This window comes from Duganella sp. P38 (genome assembly GCF_050859475.1).
Lineage (GTDB): Bacteria > Pseudomonadota > Gammaproteobacteria > Burkholderiales > Burkholderiaceae_D > Rugamonas.
This window is the reverse complement of sequence record NZ_CP193936.1, coordinates 1,097,237-1,115,008: the sequence shown is the minus strand read 5'-3', so window position 1 is coordinate 1,115,008 and position 17,772 is coordinate 1,097,237. Positions and strand designations below refer to the sequence as shown.

The 17,772-nt window shown below is 60.8% G+C and carries 10 protein-coding genes and 3 rRNA genes; 5 read left to right on the top strand and 8 right to left on the bottom strand.

From position 1 onward, the window contains the following. Window position 1 precedes the first annotated feature (1 nt). Both ACRQ5J_RS05040 and bluB read left to right on the top strand, forming a co-directional pair. Complete coding sequence (locus ACRQ5J_RS05040) at window positions 2-1,450, top strand: cobyric acid synthase (protein ID WP_432381497.1); 1,449 nt, start codon at window positions 2-4, stop codon at window positions 1,448-1,450. Beyond that, complete coding sequence (bluB, locus tag ACRQ5J_RS05035; RefSeq protein WP_432381495.1) at window positions 1,447-2,094, top strand: 5,6-dimethylbenzimidazole synthase; 648 nt, start codon at window positions 1,447-1,449, stop codon at window positions 2,092-2,094. Before ACRQ5J_RS05040 ends, bluB begins: the two co-directional genes overlap by 4 nt. On the opposite strand, the gene ACRQ5J_RS05030 is transcribed toward bluB, so the two are convergent. Next, the gene (locus ACRQ5J_RS05030) at window positions 2,085-3,818 is read right to left on the bottom strand and encodes an alkaline phosphatase D family protein (RefSeq protein ID WP_432381493.1); all 1,734 of its coding nucleotides are present in this window, start codon (window positions 3,816-3,818) and stop codon (window positions 2,085-2,087) included. The genes bluB and ACRQ5J_RS05030 overlap by 10 nt on opposite strands. Window positions 3,819-3,880: 62 nt before the next feature. Here ACRQ5J_RS05030 and ACRQ5J_RS05025 point away from each other — a divergent pair, with 62 nt between their 5' ends. Further along, on the top strand, window positions 3,881-5,302 hold the full coding sequence (locus ACRQ5J_RS05025) for a DHA2 family efflux MFS transporter permease subunit (protein ID WP_432381491.1): 1,422 nt from the start codon (window positions 3,881-3,883) through the stop codon (window positions 5,300-5,302). On the opposite strand, the gene ACRQ5J_RS05020 is transcribed toward ACRQ5J_RS05025, so the two are convergent. From ACRQ5J_RS05020 to ACRQ5J_RS04990, 7 genes are all read right to left on the bottom strand, one after another. Beyond that, on the bottom strand, window positions 5,262-6,182 hold the full coding sequence (locus tag ACRQ5J_RS05020) for a phytanoyl-CoA dioxygenase family protein (RefSeq protein ID WP_432381489.1): 921 nt from the start codon (window positions 6,180-6,182) through the stop codon (window positions 5,262-5,264). The genes ACRQ5J_RS05025 and ACRQ5J_RS05020 overlap by 41 nt on opposite strands. A gap of 66 nt (window positions 6,183-6,248) precedes the next feature. Further along, window positions 6,249-7,535: an FxDxF family PEP-CTERM protein gene (locus ACRQ5J_RS05015; RefSeq protein WP_432381487.1), complete on the bottom strand. Its 1,287-nt coding sequence runs from the start codon at window positions 7,533-7,535 to the stop codon at window positions 6,249-6,251. Beyond that, on the bottom strand, window positions 7,484-8,248 hold the full coding sequence (locus ACRQ5J_RS05010) for a hypothetical protein (protein ID WP_432381485.1): 765 nt from the start codon (window positions 8,246-8,248) through the stop codon (window positions 7,484-7,486). Before ACRQ5J_RS05010 ends, ACRQ5J_RS05015 begins: the two co-directional genes overlap by 52 nt. Before the next feature lie 87 nt (window positions 8,249-8,335). Then, entirely contained in the window at window positions 8,336-10,354 is a 2,019-nt protein-coding gene (locus ACRQ5J_RS05005) for an esterase-like activity of phytase family protein (RefSeq protein WP_432381483.1), read from the bottom strand. Window positions 10,355-10,474: 120 nt separating this feature from the next. Further along, a 5S ribosomal RNA gene (gene rrf, locus ACRQ5J_RS05000) occupies window positions 10,475-10,587 on the bottom strand. 194 nt (window positions 10,588-10,781) lie between these two features. After that, window positions 10,782-13,653 (bottom strand): 23S ribosomal RNA (locus tag ACRQ5J_RS04995). A gap of 166 nt (window positions 13,654-13,819) precedes the next feature. Then, a 16S ribosomal RNA gene (locus tag ACRQ5J_RS04990) occupies window positions 13,820-15,349 on the bottom strand. Together the 16S, 23S and 5S rRNA genes form the textbook arrangement of a ribosomal RNA operon. Before the next feature lie 9 nt (window positions 15,350-15,358). Here ACRQ5J_RS04990 and ACRQ5J_RS04985 point away from each other — a divergent pair. Both ACRQ5J_RS04985 and ACRQ5J_RS04980 read left to right on the top strand, forming a co-directional pair. Next, window positions 15,359-15,601 carry a hypothetical protein gene (locus ACRQ5J_RS04985; protein ID WP_432381481.1) on the top strand — a complete coding sequence of 81 codons (243 nt, stop codon included), beginning with the start codon at window positions 15,359-15,361 and terminating at the stop codon, window positions 15,599-15,601. Window positions 15,602-15,672: 71 nt separating this feature from the next. Further along, a complete protein-coding gene (locus ACRQ5J_RS04980; protein ID WP_432381479.1) occupies window positions 15,673-17,766 on the top strand; it encodes a TonB-dependent receptor family protein in 2,094 nt (697 codons plus the stop codon). Window positions 17,767-17,772 lie beyond the last annotated feature (6 nt).

The window sequence follows — 17,772 nt, the reverse complement described above, 5'->3', positions numbered from 1 at the left end:
TATGTCATTTCCCTACTCGACCCTGATGGTTCAGGGCACCACCTCGGACGCCGGCAAGAGCACGGTGGTTGCAGCCCTGTGCCGCCTGCTCAAGCGCCGCGGCGTACGCGTGGTCCCGTTCAAGCCGCAGAACATGGCGCTCAACAGCGCCGTCACCGCCGATGGCGGCGAGATCGGCCGCGCGCAGGCGCTGCAAGCGGTCGCCGCCGGCATGGCGCCGCATACCGATATGAACCCGATCCTGCTCAAGCCATCGAGCGACATCGGCGCGCAGGTCATCATCCACGGCCAGGTGCGCGCCGAGATGAACGCGCGCGACTACCACCAGTACAAAACCGTGGCCATGCAAGCCGTGATCGAATCGCACCAGCGGCTGTTAGAACAATACGAATGCGTGATGGTCGAAGGCGCCGGCAGCCCGGCCGAAATCAACCTGCGCGACCGCGACATCGCCAACATGGGCTTCGCCGAAAAGGTCGACTGCCCGGTGGTGCTGGTCGCGGACATCGACCGTGGCGGCGTGTTCGCCCACATCGTCGGCACGCTGGCCTGCCTGTCGGAGAGCGAACGCCGTCGCACCATCGGTTTCGTCATCAACCGCTTCCGCGGCGACATCAAGCTGCTGGAACCGGGCATCGACTGGCTGGAACAAAAAACCGGCAAGCCGGTGCTGGCTGTGCTGCCCTACCTGCATGGGCTGTTCCTCGACGCCGAGGACGCCGTGCAGCCAGTGCAGGCGGCGCGCGGCGCCTTCCGCGTCGTGGTTCCCAGCCTGCCGCGCATGAGCAACCATACCGACTTCGACGCGCTGCGCGCCCACCCGGACGTCGACCTGCACTTCGTGCGCCAGGGCGAGCCGATACCGCAGGCGGACCTGATCATCCTCCCCGGCAGCAAGAACACGCGCGGCGATCTTGAATGGCTGCGCGCACAAGGCTGGCCGGAGCGCATCCAGCGCCACCTGCGCTATGGCGGCAAGGTGATCGGCGTCTGCGGCGGCTTCCAGATGCTGGGCCGCGAAGTGACCGACCCGCTGGGCATGGAAGGCCGCGCCGGCGCATCGCCCGCCCTCGGCCTGCTCGACATGACGACCGAGATGCGTCCTGAAAAGCGCCTCAAGCAGGTGCAAGGCGTATGCGCCTTCGACAGCGAACGGGCGCCCGTCAGCGGCTACGAGATCCACATGGGCGTATCGTCCGGCAGCGCGCTGGCCACGCCGGCCTTCACCATCGACGGCCGCCCCGAAGGCGCAATGTCGGCGGACGGCCAGATCCTCGGCACCTACCTGCATGGCCTGTTTGATACGCCGCAGGCCATCAGTGCCTTGATGCGCTGGGCCGGCCTCGATTCGCACAACACCGTGGACACCTCCGCCCTGCGCGAAGCCAGCCTGGATCGCATCGCCGACGCCACGCAGCCGCTGCTGAATGCACTGATCGCCCTGAAATGAATCCGCACGCTTACTCCGACGCCGAAATCGCCGGCGTCTACCGCGCCATCCGCGAGCGCCGCGACGTGCGCCACTTCAAGCGCGACCCGCTGGAAGACGGCCAGCTACAACGATTCCTGGAGGCCGCGCACCATGGCCCCAGCGTCGGCTACATGCAGCCATGGCGCTTCGTTCGCATCACCGATGCGCAACTGCGCGCCAGCATCCACCAGCACGTGAACGAAGAACGCATCAAGACCGCCGAAGCGCTGGGCCAGCGCGCCGATGAATTCATGCGGCTGAAAGTGGAAGGCATCCTGGAATGCGCGGAGGTGCTGGTGGTCGGCCTGATCGACAAGCGCGATCAGTATGTTTTCGGCCGCCGCACCATGCCCGAGATGGACCTCGCCTCCGCCGCCTGCGCCTTGCAGAATTTCTGGCTGGCGGCGCGCGCGGAAGGCATCGGCGCCGGCTGGGTGTCGATGTTCGACCCGCAGCGGCTGCGCGAGATCATCGGCATGCCGGAGGGCAGCCAGCCGATCGCCGTGCTATGCGTGGGCCACGTGCACGAGTTCTACACGGCGCCAATGCTGGAGCTGGAAAAGTGGGACCAGCGCCGCCCGCTCAACGATATCCTGTTCGAGAATCGCTGGGATCAACCATAGCATTCTTCGATGCGGCGGTTGCCCGGCCCGGGCAGCACGCGCAGGCTGCGCTCCGTCGCCGCCGTGAATTCGTGATTGAACACCGTATCGACAAAGCGCCAGTCGCAACGCACCTGCTCATGGCTGGCGGTGACGATCATGTAACCGCGCTTGCTGGTCTGCGCGTAGTACAGCGGCTCGATCATGTCGACCATCATCGCCGCCACGTCCTCCGGATCGCGGTCCGGATAACCGCCCTCCATGCCGGGCGATGAAACCGACGCCGTCGCAAACTCCACGCCCACCTGCCGGCCCTGCGCGTCGTGCAGATCGCTGGCCCAGGCGTTATGTGTGTCGCCGGCCAGCACCACCAGGTTCTTGCGGTGCTTGCGCATCATCTCGAACACCTGCTCGCGGTCGGCCTGGTAGCCATCCCAGGAATCCAGATAACATGGCAAGGTCGGCGCCGACAACCAGCGCTGCTCCTTCTCGGACACGCACGACGGATCGGCCTTGGCGCGCTTTTTCAGCGCCGAATAATCGGTGCGGCTGCATTCGCCCATGACCACCGCGCTCGGATATTCCATGCGTGCCATCAGCACCTGCTGGCCCAGCATCTGCCAGCGCGCCGCCGAGCGGCTGACCTGCCCTTCCAGCCACGCCATCTGCTCGCGGCCCAGCATCTGGCGGCGCGTGGAGCACACATCCTGCCTGTACTTCTCCACATTGAAACGCTTGTGCGCATCGTAGTAGGACGACATGATCAGCTGCTGGTCACGGCCGATCACGCGCGTATCGAGCATGTGCAGCGAAACGATGCCGCCGAAGTCGAACGAGCGATAAATCCTGTCCGGCGCCGACGCATCCGGCACGCGGATAGGCATCCACTCGTGGTACGCGGTCAACGCCGCCAGCTTGCGCAGTTCGAACGGACCGTACCTGCTGGTCTTATGGTCCACCGCGCCATCGCGCCACGTATCGTCGGCAAATTCGTGATCGTCCCATACGGTGATGAAGGGCATGGCGGCGTGCACCGCCTGCAAATCCGGGTCGGAGCGGTATTGCGCATAGCGGCGGCGGTAGTCTTCGAGCCGCAACAGCACATCGCGCGGCTCGGACACCCGCCCCAGCGCCTCGGCCTTGCCGCTGGCGTAGCCGGTGCTCTCGTACTCGTAGATGTAGTCGCCGATGTGCAGCGCGGCGTCGATATCGTCCTGGCGCGCCGCGTCGGCGTAGACATTGAAGTACCCGGCCGGGTAGTTCGAGCATGAGAACACCGCCAGCCGCACCTGCTTCGCGCCGCTGCGGGCCAGCGTCCTGGTACGGCCCACCACCGATTTGTCGCCGCCATCGACCGCGAACTGGTAATAATAGACATGGCCCGGCAGCAGTCCCGCCGCGTCCACCTTCACCGTATAGTCCCGCTGCGCCGACGTTACCACGCTGCCGTGCGCGATCACCTGCCGCATGGCGGCGTCGGTGGCGACCTGCCAGCGCACCGCCACCTCGCCTTCACGCGCCGGCGTCACCCGCGTCCACAGGATCACGCGGTCGCCCAGCGGATCGCCGCTGGCCACGCCGTGGCGAAAGCCCGGCGGCGCATCCTCGGCCACGCCGCTGGACGTGCAGCCGCTCAGTCCCGCAACGCCCAGCAGGGCGCCCGACGCCGCCATCTGGCGGATAAAGGTGCGGCGCGGCGGCTGATGTCCATGTCCCTCTCCCATCGGCACTAGCGATGGGCGCAACTTACGCCCTGTACGTGACGCGCTTATGACCGCACGGTTTATTTTGTGTGACAATCACGCTCATGAATGCCGATGCCGCCAAGCGCTACCTGCCGTGGGTAGTTGCCACCACCCTCTTCATGGAGCAGCTGGACTCCACCGTTGTCAACACCGCCATCCCGTCAATGGCCGCCAGCTTGCAAGTGACGCCGCTGAGCCTGAAGGCGGTCGTCACCAGCTACATCCTCAGCCTGGCGGTGTCGATCCCGATCAGCGGCTGGATGGCCGACCGTTTCGGCACGCGCCGCGTATTCATGGCCGCGATTGCCATTTTCACCATCGCCTCGGTGCTGTGCGGCCTGGCCGTCAACTCGCCGATGCTGGTGGCGGCGCGGCTGCTGCAAGGCTTCGGGGCGGCGATGATGATGCCGGTCGGCCGCCTGGCCATCGTGCGCACCTTCCCCAAGCACGAGTTATTGGCGGCGATGAACTTCGTCATCATCCCGGCGCTGATCGGCCCCCTGCTCGGCCCGACCATCGGCGGCCTGGTGGTGCACTGGCTGACGTGGCGCGACATTTTCTTCATCAACGTGCCGGTCGGCATCGTGGCAATCTGCCTGGCGCACCGCTACATGCCGGACTACCGCGAGGAACACACCAGGCCGTTGGACTTCATCGGCTTCGTTTTGTTCGGCACCGGCGTGGCCCTGCTGTCGTGGCTGCTGGAAGTGTTCGGCGAGCACAAGCTGGACGTGACCTCGGCCTCGGTGCTGTTGTTTATCTCGCTCGCGCTGCTGGGCGCGTATGTGTGGCACGCCAGGGAGGCGCCATACCCGCTGCTGCGGCTGGCGCTGTTCAAGGTGCGCACCTTCCGCGTGTCGGTGCTGGGCGGCTTCGTCACGCGCATCGGCGTCGGCGGCCTGCCGTTCCTGCTGCCGCTGCTGTACCAGCTGGGCCTGGGGCTGCCGGCCTGGCAATCGGGCCTGCTGATGATGCCGTCCGCCGCCGCAGCCATGGGCATGAAAGTGATCTCGGCGCGCGTGCTGGCCCGCTTCGGCTATCGCCAGGTGCTGACGGTGAACACGCTGCTGATCGGCCTCACCATCAGCATGTTCGCGTTCGTCAAGGAAGGCACGCCGCTGTATGTGATCGTGGCGATCAGCCTGTGCCTGGGCTTCTTCAATTCGCTGCAATTCTCCAGCATGAACACCATCGCCTACGCCGATGTCGAAGGCCCGGATTCCAGCATGGCCAGCACCATGGCCAGCTCGATGCAGCAGCTGTCGATGAGCTTTGGCCTGGCGGCCGGCTCGCTGGTCACCGGCTGGTTCCTCGGCGACATGCCGCAGTCGAACCGCGTGGCGCTGACGTCGGCGCTGCACCACGCCTTCATCACGCTGGCGGTGCTGACGGTGCTGTCGTCGTGCACCTTCTGGACGCTGCGCAAGACCGACGGCGAATCCATCAGCCAGGCGAAACGCCAGGACACACAATCAGGCGATTGACGTAAGGGTCGAGCAGCAACGGCCCCTGGTAGCGCTCCGGCGCGTAGCGGTAGGCGTAGCTGGGCAGCAGCGAATACTGAATCTGCAACATCAGGCGCGGCCGCAGCGCCGGCGCCGTGCCCTTGTGGATGCCGGCCGTGTCCACCGCAAAGCAGAAGCCGCGCTTGCCGATGGCGGTCAGCAACATGTCGGCGCTGTGGGCGCTGGAGATTTCACTGTCGGTATAGAAGCGCAGCCGCATCGGCGCCTGCGTCAGGTGGCTGCCGTGCAGGTAGACGTGGGGGCCGGCGCCGTCGTCCACGTCGGTCAGGTAGACCAGCACTTTCAGATAGCGCCAGTCCTCGGAGTCGCGGTGGAAGGCCTGCAAGGCGCTGTCGGCGCCCGGCACCGGGAAGGACCAGCGCAGACCCAGCGCGGAGATGGTCGGCTTGCACCCCATGTAACGCGCGGCCAGTCCCAGCAGCGGCGGGCTGTTGGCCAGCGCCAGGATGTGCGGGCAGGCAATCACATCGCGCAGATGGTAATCGGCGACGCGCACCTCTTCGGCGCGCTGCGCCAGCGTGAAGCGGGGCCGCTCGCGGTCGCGGTCGGTCAGCAGCTTGTCGGTCAGCCAGGCGCGGATGTCGTCGCACTGCGTGCCGTCCAGCAGGTTGCCGAGCGGCGCGTAGCCGCTGCGGCGCAAGTCGATCAGCGCCGCATCCTCGGCGGGCGTAGCCGCGTACAGCTCCCGGCCCGCCCCCTGCCGCAAGCGCACCGCGCCGCTGAGCGCGGTCACCACCAGCCGGCGCAGCGACGGATAGGTCACGATGCGCTGACTGTAGTACAGCAAGCTTTGCAACGGGGCAAAACGGCGGCCGGGCTTCAGCTGCGCATATTCCATCGGGCTTTCCTCCCAGAGTTACCCTGAGAAGGTAACAATCCGGCAGCAAGCCCACCTTGATATCGGCTAAACCTTGGTGCGGCGGCGACGCGCGAGCGCGCCGATCAGGCCGAGACCGGCGAGCAGCATGGCGTAGCCCGATGGTTCCGGCACGGCCGCCAGCACCGTGGTGTAGGTGCCGTCAAACGCGTAAGTGGCGGCCAGGCCGTTGATATGGGTGCCGGCCAGCAAGGTCTGGAAGCTGCTGTTGGACGAATAGTCGCCCAGCAGGCGGAACGCGTACGCGCCGCTGGCGGCCTCGGTGAAGCTGAGGGTTTTGCCGTCGACCACCGTGCCGAGCGCGCCGAAGGTCAGCGCGGAGCCGCCCAGCAGCACGGAGGAATCGGCGGTCAGCGACAGGCTGGCAAAGCTCTGGCCTTCGGCGCCGGCGTTGCTCAGGCGCAGCGTGCCGCCGTTGAGGATCAGGGCGCTCTCGGCGGACAGGCGTTGCGCGCCCAGCAGCGTCAAGCTGCCGCCGCTCAGTTCGGTCACGCCGCTATAGCTGCTGACGCCGCTCAAGGTCACGTTGCCGCCCACCACCTCCACCTTGCTGAAGTTGGCGATGGCGCCGGCATAGGCGAAGCTGTCGGCGGTATTGAAGGTCAGCGTATTCTGGCCGCCGCTGCCGCCGTTGATGCTGCCGGTGATCGTGCCGCCGGTGATGGTCAGGCTGTTCTTGCCACTGCCCAGTTCGATCGCCTTGCCGCTGCTGGCGCCGTTGATCGTGCCGCCGGTGGTGATGACGGTGTTATCGGCGCCGGTCTTGATGGCGGCGTTGAGCGCGCCGCCGCCGACGATGGACGCGCCGCTGTGGTTGATGATGGTGACGGTGTAGCCGCTGGCCGCGCCGGTGGCGACAATCGCGGAATCGCTGGCGCCACGGATCAGGCCGCCGCTTTGGTTGGTGATGGTGGCGTTGCCGTACAGGCCTTCGCGGCTGCCGTTGCTCAGGTCGTTACCGGCCAGCGTGATGCCGCGTCCGACCGCGTTGGTATTGCCGGCGCCGACCAGGCCTTCGATGGTGCCGGAATTGGTCACGCTGCCGCCGCCCATGCTGATGCCCTCGCTGTAGGCCAGGCCATCGGCCAGCGCGCTGAAGGCATTGATCGAGCGTATGACGCCGGTGTTGGTAATGTGGGCAATGCCGTCGACGTCGATGCCGTCGCCATCGCCGGTCACGCCGTGGCCGGTAATGGTGCCGTGGTTGACGATGGTGGACGTCTGGCCGGCGTTGAAACCGTCGAGGTTGACGCCCGCCCCGTTCAGGCCACGGATGAAACTGCCAGCGCTGTTGGAAATGTCGATCGTGAACACCGAGCCAGCCTTTTCCTGGCCGCCAGTGATGCCGTGCCGGCCCCCTCGATGACGCCGCCGCCGAGGTTGGAGATTTTCGCGCCGGAGGCGTTCTGCGCGTCGATGCCATCGCTGCCGCCGCCAGTGGCCGCGACCGACCGGATCATGCCGGAGTTGTTGACCACGCCGTTGACGCCGGTGCGTACCGCGTCGGCCTCATAGGCGATGATCTGCGCGCCGGCGTAGTTGTTGACCACGTTGGCGCCGGTGGTGATGGCATTGAAATCGACCACCTGCGCGCCGCCGGCGCTGGCGTTGGAGGAAATCATGACGCCGTAGTTATTCAGCGTCACGCTGGCGCCCTTGACGTTCATCTGGATGACATCGGCATCGGCCGACTGCATCAGCGCGCTGCTGTTGCCCGCAGCGCCATTGTTGATGACCAGCGCCTGCGCACCGCTGTTGTCGCGGATCACGCGGCCGGTGCCGGTCTGCTTGATCGCGCCGAGATTGTTGAGCGTGACGTTGCTGCCCGCGACCGTCACCGCCACCGTGCTGCCGCTGACGGTGAGCGCACCGGCGGCAGACACGGTGCCGGTCTGGCCGGACGCCAGTGTCTGCGCGTTGCCGCTGTTGCCGTCGATGGTGAAGTTGTCCGCCAGCGCAGCGGCTGGCATGGCGGCGATCAGCAGGAATTGAATGGCGGAAGCAGTCTTAGGCAATGCGCGCGGCATGGTGTCATCCCCTTGTCATTATGAGCAAACTGCCAATATCCCATAAAGTTATTACAAGGTTGTGACACCGATGTCACACGATGCCGGTCAGAACGCGGTCAGCGCCTTGCTGAACTTGATCAGCCACAGCCGGCTTGGACGCTCGACGTCCGTGCCGCGCGCCACGCGAATGCTATTGGCGGCGTTGCAGCCGGCGGCGCTGCTGGTAATGATGGCGCCGCTGGCGTCGATATTGCACTTGGTGACATCGGCATCCTCGATGACCTTGCCGCTGGCATCGAACATCTTGGTCTTCATGCCGAAGTCGTTATCGTTGGCCAGCGCCAGGGTGTTGCCATCGACAATCGTCAGTCCCTCCGCCTTCTCGGCCTGCCAGCCGATGGCGTTCAGGTCCAGCAGCATGGTTTTCTTCAGCGTGGTAACGGCCTTCCAGTCGGCGCCGTTGACGGCGGCGCCCGCCATGCTGCTCTTCTCCAGGTCGGACGTGGCGACATTGAAGGTGGCAGCCGAAATATCGGTGGCGGCGCCGATTTCAATCAGCATCAGCTTGTTAAACACCTTGCCGCCTGGCGCCGCGCCCTGCTCGATCACGATGAACTTGCCATTGCCCAGCGCGACCACATCGCCCAGCTTGGCATTGCCGGTACGGCCATCCTGATAGTCCGCCGCGTCCAGCGGATAGGCGTACATCTTGCCGGCCTTGCCGGTGGTCGGATCGAATTCGGTCCAGCGCGTGAAGCGCGCGAAGCGTTCGATCTGCTCGTTCTTGCCGGTCACCGCGTACAGCGCGCTGCCATCGGTCAGCGGGCTTTGCAGGAAGCCGTGCAGCTTGTCGGTGGTGGTGTCCAGCGCCATGCCTTCCATGCCGCGGTTGGCGCGGCGTTTGAGGAAGATGTCCGGCAGGCCGCTGCCCGGCGCATACTTGTTGAGGATGATGCCGGTGGCCGGATCGATCTTGACGATGAATGGGCCGTACTCGTCCGACACCCACAGCACGTTGCGCTTCTTATCGAAGACGATGGCCTCACTATCGATGCCGTTGACGTCAAAGGTTGCTTTGCTGGCGGCGTCGTACTTCATCACGTCGCTCACCGGCAGTTCGGCCGAATTGCCGACCGCGCCTGGCGGCACCGGCAGGCCGGAAGTCTTCACCGCAGCCGAAGCCTTGATCGGCGTGGACGAGGTCAGCACAGCGCCGTTCTTGCCGACGGTGATAACCCCGAACGCCGGCGCGAAGCCCGGGGACGGGAAAATCTTGGCGCCGGTCGTGCCGCCGCCGCTCAGCGCCGGCAGGTTCGGGCCGTCGCCATTCGGACCGCGATCGGTCAGGCCGTAGAACTCCAGGTCGCCGTTGGCGTTGGCGCCCTTGAAAGCGATCGATGAACCGTAGGACGGCAGGAAGCCGAGCGGGAACTCTTCCTTCACCTTGGCGTTCGTGCCTTCGTAAGGAATGTAATAACTGCTGGCGGCCTGGATCTGGTAACGCGTGACGGTGACCGACACATTGCCCAGCGGCGTGGCCTGGCTGAAGGCTTCGTTGAACGGCGTGCCGACTTTGGACGCCAGCGTATCCTCGAAGTGCTCACGCACCAGCGCGCGGCGACTGTCGTCGATGCTGCGCGCCGCGTACCTGGCGCCGGCGGCGGCCGGGTTGGCGCTCATGGCGGTATTGAAGCTGGCGGCGGCCGCATTGAAATCGGCGCTCTTCGACGCCAGCGCGGTTTTAACGTCGGCGTTCAGCTTGATGCCATTCGATGGATCGCTGTCGTCATCCAGCAGCTGCAGGGCCAGCAGGCGATTGACCACCTTGGCGTCCTTGATGTCGGTAACGCCGGCCAGTTGCAGCGGCGTGATCGTGGCGGCGCAGGCCGCGCTGCCGAGCGCGATACCGCCGACACTGAAGCTGACGGTATCGCCAGCGTAGCAGGTGAATTCGCCCTTGGCGCTGGTGCTGGCCTTGGCGGCCGTGCCGGCCACATAGTCCAGGTTTTCCACGGCGCCGTCGAGGAAAACGCCGCTGACCGGCGTGCGCGACGCTTCGTTATCGCCGCCGCAGCCGGCCAGAACAGAAAACACGGCCAGCGACACCAAGGAGAATTTTTTCATGCTGCTTGTCCCTAATTATTTAGAAAAAGGGCAAGTCTAGCGGCAGCGCATTACACGTTCGTGACAAATGCAAAAAGGCCCGCACAGATAAACTGAGCGGGCCTCTTTGGCGAATAACTAGCTTGACGATAACCTACTTTCACACTGGTTGCAGCACTATCATCGGCGTAGAGTCGTTTCACGGTCCTGTTCGGGATGGGAAGGGGTGGGACCGACTTACTATGGTCATCAAGCTTTGACTGGGAACAATCGGGAAGAAGTAAAGTACCATGGGTCCCCGCCTTCGCGGGGACGACGATCGGTCGTCGCCAACAGGCGACGCTTCGCGTTGGCGATCTGTCGTCGTTCCCGCGCAGGCGGGAACCCAATTCGTTTTATCAGAGTAGCACTCACCATCATAGTAAATGCGTATAACCGTCAAGGTTATAGGGACAAGCCGTACGGGCAATTAGTATCAGTTAGCTTAATGCATTACTGCACTTCCACACCTGACCTATCAACGTCCTGGTCTCGAACGACCCTTCAAAGAGCTCAAGGCTCTGGGAAATCTCATCTTAAGGCAAGTTTCCCGCTTAGATGCTTTCAGCGGTTATCTCTTCCAGACTTAGCTACCCGGCAATGCCACTGGCGTGACAACCGGTACACCAGAGGTCTGTCCACTCCGGTCCTCTCGTACTAGGAGCAGCCCCCTTCAAATTTCCAACGCCCACGGCAGATAGGGACCAAACTGTCTCACGACGTTTTAAACCCAGCTCACGTACCACTTTAAATGGCGAACAGCCATACCCTTGGGACCGGCTACAGCCCCAGGATGTGATGAGCCGACATCGAGGTGCCAAACTCCCCCGTCGATATGAACTCTTGGGAGGAATCAGCCTGTTATCCCCAGAGTACCTTTTATCCGTTGAGCGATGGCCCTTCCATACAGAACCACCGGATCACTATGTCCTACTTTCGTACCTGCTCGACTTGTCGGTCTCGCAGTTAAGCACGCTTATGCCATTGCACTATTAGCACGATGTCCGACCGTACCTAGCGTACCTTCGAACTCCTCCGTTACACTTTAGGAGGAGACCGCCCCAGTCAAACTGCCTACCATGCACTGTCCCCGACCCGGATAACGGGCCAAGGTTAGAACCTCAAATGAACCAGGGTGGTATTTCAAGGATGGCTCCATAGAGACTGGCGTCCCTACTTCAAAGCCTCCCACCTATCCTACACAGATTGATTCAAAGTCCAATGCAAAGCTACAGTAAAGGTTCATGGGGTCTTTCCGTCTAGCCGCGGGTAGATTGCATCATCACAAACACTTCAACTTCGCTGAGTCTCGGGAGGAGACAGTGTGGCCATCGTTACGCCATTCGTGCAGGTCGGAACTTACCCGACAAGGAATTTCGCTACCTTAGGACCGTTATAGTTACGGCCGCCGTTTACTGGGACTTCAATCAAGAGCTTGCACCCCATCATTTAATCTTCCAGCACCGGGCAGGCGTCACACCCTATACGTCCACTTTCGTGTTTGCAGAGTGCTGTGTTTTTATTAAACAGTCGCAGCCACCATTTTATTGCAACCTTTTCGCCCTATCACAGTAAAGTGACCAAGCTACCGAGGCGTACCTTTTCCCGAAGTTACGGTACCAATTTGCCGAGTTCCTTCTCCCGAGTTCTCTCAAGCGCCTTAGAATACTCATCTCGCCCACCTGTGTCGGTTTGCGGTACGGTCTCGTATGACTGAAGCTTAGAGGCTTTTCTTGGAACCACTTCCGATTGCTACGTGAACAAGTTCACTCGTCCCACTCCCTTGAATTACGTGCCCGGATTTGCCTAAGCACCTTCTATGAAGCAGAAACTGACTATTCCAACAGTCAGACAACCTTCCGCGATCCGTCCCCCCATCGCATCATACGACGGTGCAGGAATATTAACCTGCTTCCCATCAGCTACGCATCTCTGCCTCGCCTTAGGGGCCGACTCACCCTGCTCCGATGAACGTTGAACAGGAAACCTTGGGCTTACGGCGTGGGGGCTTTTCACCCCCATTATCGCTACTCATGTCAGCATTCGCACTTCTGATACCTCCAGCATCCTTTACAAGACACCTTCGCAGGCTTACAGAACGCTCTCCTACCATATCCTTGCGGATATCCGCAGCTTCGGTGACTGGCTTAGCCCCGTTACATCTTCCGCGCAGGACGACTCGATCAGTGAGCTATTACGCTTTCTTTAAATGATGGCTGCTTCTAAGCCAACATCCTGACTGTTTTAGCCTTCCCACTTCGTTTTCCACTTAGCCAATCTTTGGGACCTTAGCTGGCGGTCTGGGTTGTTTCCCTCTTGACGCCGGACGTTAGCACCCGACGTCTGTCTCCCAAGCTCGCACTCATCGGTATTCGGAGTTTGCAATGGTTTGGTAAGTCGCGATGACCCCCTAGCCATAACAGTGCTCTACCCCCGATGGTGATACTTGAGGCACTACCTAAATAGTTTTCGGAGAGAACCAGCTATTTCCAAGTTTGTTTAGCCTTTCACCCCTACCCACAGCTCATCCCCTAATTTTTCAACATTAGTGGGTTCGGACCTCCAGTGCGTGTTACCGCACCTTCATCCTGGCCATGAGTAGATCACTTGGTTTCGGGTCTACACCCAGCGACTATCGCCCTGTTCGGACTCGATTTCTCTACGGCTTCCCTATCCGGTTAACCTTGCCACTGAATGTAAGTCGCTGACCCATTATACAAAAGGTACGCAGTCACCCCTTACGAGGCTCCTACTGTTTGTATGCACACGGTTTCAGGATCTATTTCACTCCCCTCCCGGGGTTCTTTTCGCCTTTCCCTCACGGTACTGGTTCACTATCGGTCGATTACGAGTATTTAGCCTTGGAGGATGGTCCCCCCATCTTCAGACAGGATTTCTCGTGTCCCGCCCTACTTGTCGTACGCTTAGTACCACCGGTCTGATTTCGTGTACGGGGCTATCACCCGCTATGGCTGCCATTTCCAGAGCATTCCACTATCAGTCCGACTATCACGTACAGGCTCTTCCCATTTCGCTCGCCACTACTTTGGGAATCTCGGTTGATTTATTTTCCTGCAGCTACTTAGATGTTTCAGTTCGCCGCGTTCGCTTCACACACCTATGTATTCAGTGGGTGATGACCTAAAAGGCCGGGTTTCCCCATTCGGAAATCTGCGGATCAAAGCTTGTTTGCTAGCTCCCCGCAGCTTATCGCAAGCTACTACGTCCTTCATCGCCTGTAATCGCCAAGGCATCCGCCATGTGCACTTATTCACTTGTCCCTATAACCTTGACGGCTATAGTTCTAAGCATTTACTACTATTGTGATGATGAGTTTTACTACCCTAAGTGTGTATTTCTACACGCTTAAATAAAACTTTACTTCTTCCAGATTGTTAAAGAACGTTACAGCAGATAAGTGTGAGCACTTGGAGCGTGCGACTCTAGAAAGGAGGTGATCCAGCCGCACCTTCCGATACGGCTACCTTGTTACGACTTCACCCCAGTCACGAATCCTACCGTGGTAAGCGCCCTCCTTGCGGTTAAGCTACCTACTTCTGGTAAAACCCGCTCCCATGGTGTGACGGGCGGTGTGTACAAGACCCGGGAACGTATTCACCGCGACATGCTGATCCGCGATTACTAGCGATTCCAACTTCATGCAGTCGAGTTGCAGACTACAATCCGGACTACGATACACTTTCTGGGATTAGCTCCCCCTCGCGGGTTGGCGGCCCTCTGTATGTACCATTGTATGACGTGTGAAGCCCTACCCATAAGGGCCATGAGGACTTGACGTCATCCCCACCTTCCTCCGGTTTGTCACCGGCAGTCTCATTAGAGTGCTCTTGCGTAGCAACTAATGACAAGGGTTGCGCTCGTTGCGGGACTTAACCCAACATCTCACGACACGAGCTGACGACAGCCATGCAGCACCTGTGTAATGGTTCCCTTTCGGGCACTCTCAAATCTCTCCGAGATTCCATCCATGTCAAGGGTAGGTAAGGTTTTTCGCGTTGCATCGAATTAATCCACATCATCCACCGCTTGTGCGGGTCCCCGTCAATTCCTTTGAGTTTTAATCTTGCGACCGTACTCCCCAGGCGGTCTACTTCACGCGTTAGCTGCGTTACCAAGTCAATTAAGACCCGACAACTAGTAGACATCGTTTAGGGCGTGGACTACCAGGGTATCTAATCCTGTTTGCTCCCCACGCTTTCGTGCATGAGCGTCAGTTTTGACCCAGGGGGCTGCCTTCGCCATCGGTGTTCCTCCACATATCTACGCATTTCACTGCTACACGTGGAATTCTACCCCCTCTGCCAAACTCTAGCCTTGCAGTCACCAATGCCATTCCCAGGTTGAGCCCGGGGATTTCACATCAGTCTTACAAAACCGCCTGCGCACGCTTTACGCCCAGTAATTCCGATTAACGCTTGCACCCTACGTATTACCGCGGCTGCTGGCACGTAGTTAGCCGGTGCTTATTCTTCAGGTACCGTCATGAGCCGCAGATATTAGCCGCAGCCTTTTCTTCCCTGACAAAAGAGCTTTACAACCCGAAGGCCTTCTTCACTCACGCGGCATTGCTGGATCAGGGTTGCCCCCATTGTCCAAAATTCCCCACTGCTGCCTCCCGTAGGAGTCTGGACCGTGTCTCAGTTCCAGTGTGGCTGGTCGTCCTCTCAGACCAGCTACTGATCGATGCCTTGGTGGGCCTTTACCCCACCAACTAGCTAATCAGATATCGGCCGCTCCACGAGCATGAGGTCTTGCGATCCCCCACTTTCTCCCTTAGGACGTATGCGGTATTAGCGTAACTTTCGCTACGTTATCCCCCACTCCTGGGTACGTTCCGATATATTACTCACCCGTTCGCCACTCGCCACCAGAGCAAGCTCCGTGCTGCCGTTCGACTTGCATGTGTAAGGCATGCCGCCAGCGTTCAATCTGAGCCAGGATCAAACTCTTTAGTTTAATCTCTGTTTGATGATCATTGCTGACCATGGTTCGCTCACTCAAAATACTGACAGTATTACTACTGTGTTATTTCTTGTTGAGCATTTAATGCTTTTTGTTGCAGCACCAAATGCCCACACTTATCGACTGTTAATTTTTAAAGATCGTTGTCTTGTGTTGCTTGCTGAGGAAGCGTTTTGTTCATCAGCGAAGAGGCAAGATTATGAAGCATTTCGCACATCTCGTCAAGCTCTTCTTTTTCTCGCTTAACTCAACATTTTCATGTGTTGTCTTGCGAGGGACAGAATCATATCAAGGGCAGCGCCGCCTGACAAGGGCTTTTGTTATATTTCGTTTTCATCGTTTTAAGGGAAGATATCTTGCTCATCATCGCCTTGCTTGCGGCCGCAGCGGCCGAGGCGCCTGTTGTGGTCATCAGCGGTACGCGCACCGAACGCTCATCATTCGACGTGCCCGCTTCTATCGATGCGGTAGCGCCAGACGACAGCCAACCGCGCGTCAATGTTTCCGAAGCATTGCTTGCGGTGCCGGGACTGGTGGTGCAGAACCGCCAGAATTATGCGCAGGATCTGCAGATCTCTTCTCGCGGCTTCGGCGCGCGCTCGGCGTTTGGCGTGCGCGGCGTGCACCTTGTTAGCGACGGTATTCCCGCGAGCATGCCGGATGGCCAGGGCCAGGCCGCAACCTTCAATCTGGATATGGCGGAACGTATCGAGGTGCTGCGCGGTCCCTACTCTGCAATCTATGGCAACCACTCCGGTGGCGTGATTCAGCTGCTCACCAGGGAAGGCGAAGGCGCTCCCACGGTTGAGCTGAATGTTAGCGGCGGCAGCTACGGCACACGCAAGTCCGACCTCAACGCGCAGGGCAAACAAGGCGGCGTCGGTTATGTGCTCGATGCGTCCCGGTTTGAGACAGATGGCTACCGCGCACATAGTGCGGCAACGCGCGACCAGGCTTATGCGAAGCTGACGCTGCAACCGATCGTCGGTGCGAAACTGAATATCGTCGCCAACGCCTTGCGCCAGGATGATACGCAGGATGCATTGGGCGTCACATGGGCAAGCTATCAACGCGATCCGCGCGCCGGCGAAATCGATACGACCGATACGCAGACGCCCAAGCGCACCCTGGCCGACCGCTACGATACGCGCAAGAGTATCGACCATAAGCAGGTCGGCGCGACATGGGAGCAGCGCTTCGGTGACGACCGTTTGCGCGTGGCCGCGTATGGCGGCAATCGTGAAGTGATTCAGTACCAGTCCTTCTCCAAAGGCTTCCAGGCGCCGGTCACGCATTCGGGCGGCGTGGTGGATTTCGACCGGGACTTCTATGGCGCGGAAATCAACTGGACCAATGTGCGCCAACTGGGCAACGGCAAGCTGACGACCACCGCCGGCGTCGAATATGGCCGCTCCAAAGATGCGCGCCAGGGCTTCGAGAATTTCATCGGCAACCAGTTTGGCGTGAAAGGCGCGCTGCGCCGTGATGAGGAAGATACTGTCAGTAATCTCGATCCGTATCTGCAAACCGAGTGGGACAGCGGCGCCTGGCAACTCAGTGCGGGCCTGCGTCATAGCCGCGTGAAGATTTCGGTCGACGACCACTTCCTCAGCAACGGCAACGACAGCGGCGCGCTCGATTACAGCCACACCACGCCGGTGGCTGGCGTGCTGTATCGCCTGTCGCCGCAACTGAATATCTATGCGAGCGCGGCGCGCGGCTTTGAAACGCCAACGCTGAATGAACTGTTCTACTCCGGTGCCGGCGGCGGCTTCAACTTCCGCCTGCAGCCTGCACATAGCAAGCATTTCGAAGCCGGCCTCAAGGCGCGGCTCGATGGCGGCATGCGCATCAACGCCGCCGTGTTTCAAGTCAAAACCGATGATGAGCTGGTGGTCGATGCGTCAAGCGGTGGCCGCACCAGTTATCGCAACGGCGGCAAGACTTTGCGCCAGGGCGCGGAGTTGTCATTCGAGTCCACCTGGCGTTACGGCCTGAGCACGCGCGTGGCGCTGACGACGTTGCGTGCGGTCTACGATCAGGACTTCAACAATGTGCTGAAAGGCAGCCGGCTGCCAGGCGTGCCGAACGCAAACGCTTACGGCGAGCTGGCGTGGCAGGAAAGCGCCGGACGTTTTGGCGCCGCGCTGGAAGCGGTGGCGGTGAGCGACATTTTCGTGGAAGACAGCAATGCCGATCAGGCCGCACCCGGTTATGGTCTGCTGAATGCGCGCGTGACGGCGCGCCAGCAATGGCGCGGCTGGCGTCTCAAGCAATATGCGCGCGTCAACAATCTGCTGGATAAAAACTACGTGGGATCGGTGATTGTCGGCGACGCCAACAAGCGTTATTACGAGGCCGCGCCGCAACGCAACTGGATGATCGGCGCAAGCGCGCAATATCAGTTCTAGGAACGC

Coding starts and splice junctions, on each gene's coding strand:
- ACRQ5J_RS05040 (WP_432381497.1), top strand. CDS start 2: ATGTCATTTCCCTACTCGACCCTGATGGTTCAGGGCACCACCTCGGAC.
- bluB (WP_432381495.1), top strand. CDS start 1,447: ATGAATCCGCACGCTTACTCCGACGCCGAAATCGCCGGCGTCTACCGC.
- ACRQ5J_RS05025 (WP_432381491.1), top strand. CDS start 3,881: ATGAATGCCGATGCCGCCAAGCGCTACCTGCCGTGGGTAGTTGCCACC.
- ACRQ5J_RS05020 (WP_432381489.1), bottom strand. CDS start 6,182: ATGGAATATGCGCAGCTGAAGCCCGGCCGCCGTTTTGCCCCGTTGCAA.
- ACRQ5J_RS05010 (WP_432381485.1), bottom strand. CDS start 8,248: ATGCCGCGCGCATTGCCTAAGACTGCTTCCGCCATTCAATTCCTGCTG.
- ACRQ5J_RS05005 (WP_432381483.1), bottom strand. CDS start 10,354: ATGAAAAAATTCTCCTTGGTGTCGCTGGCCGTGTTTTCTGTTCTGGCC.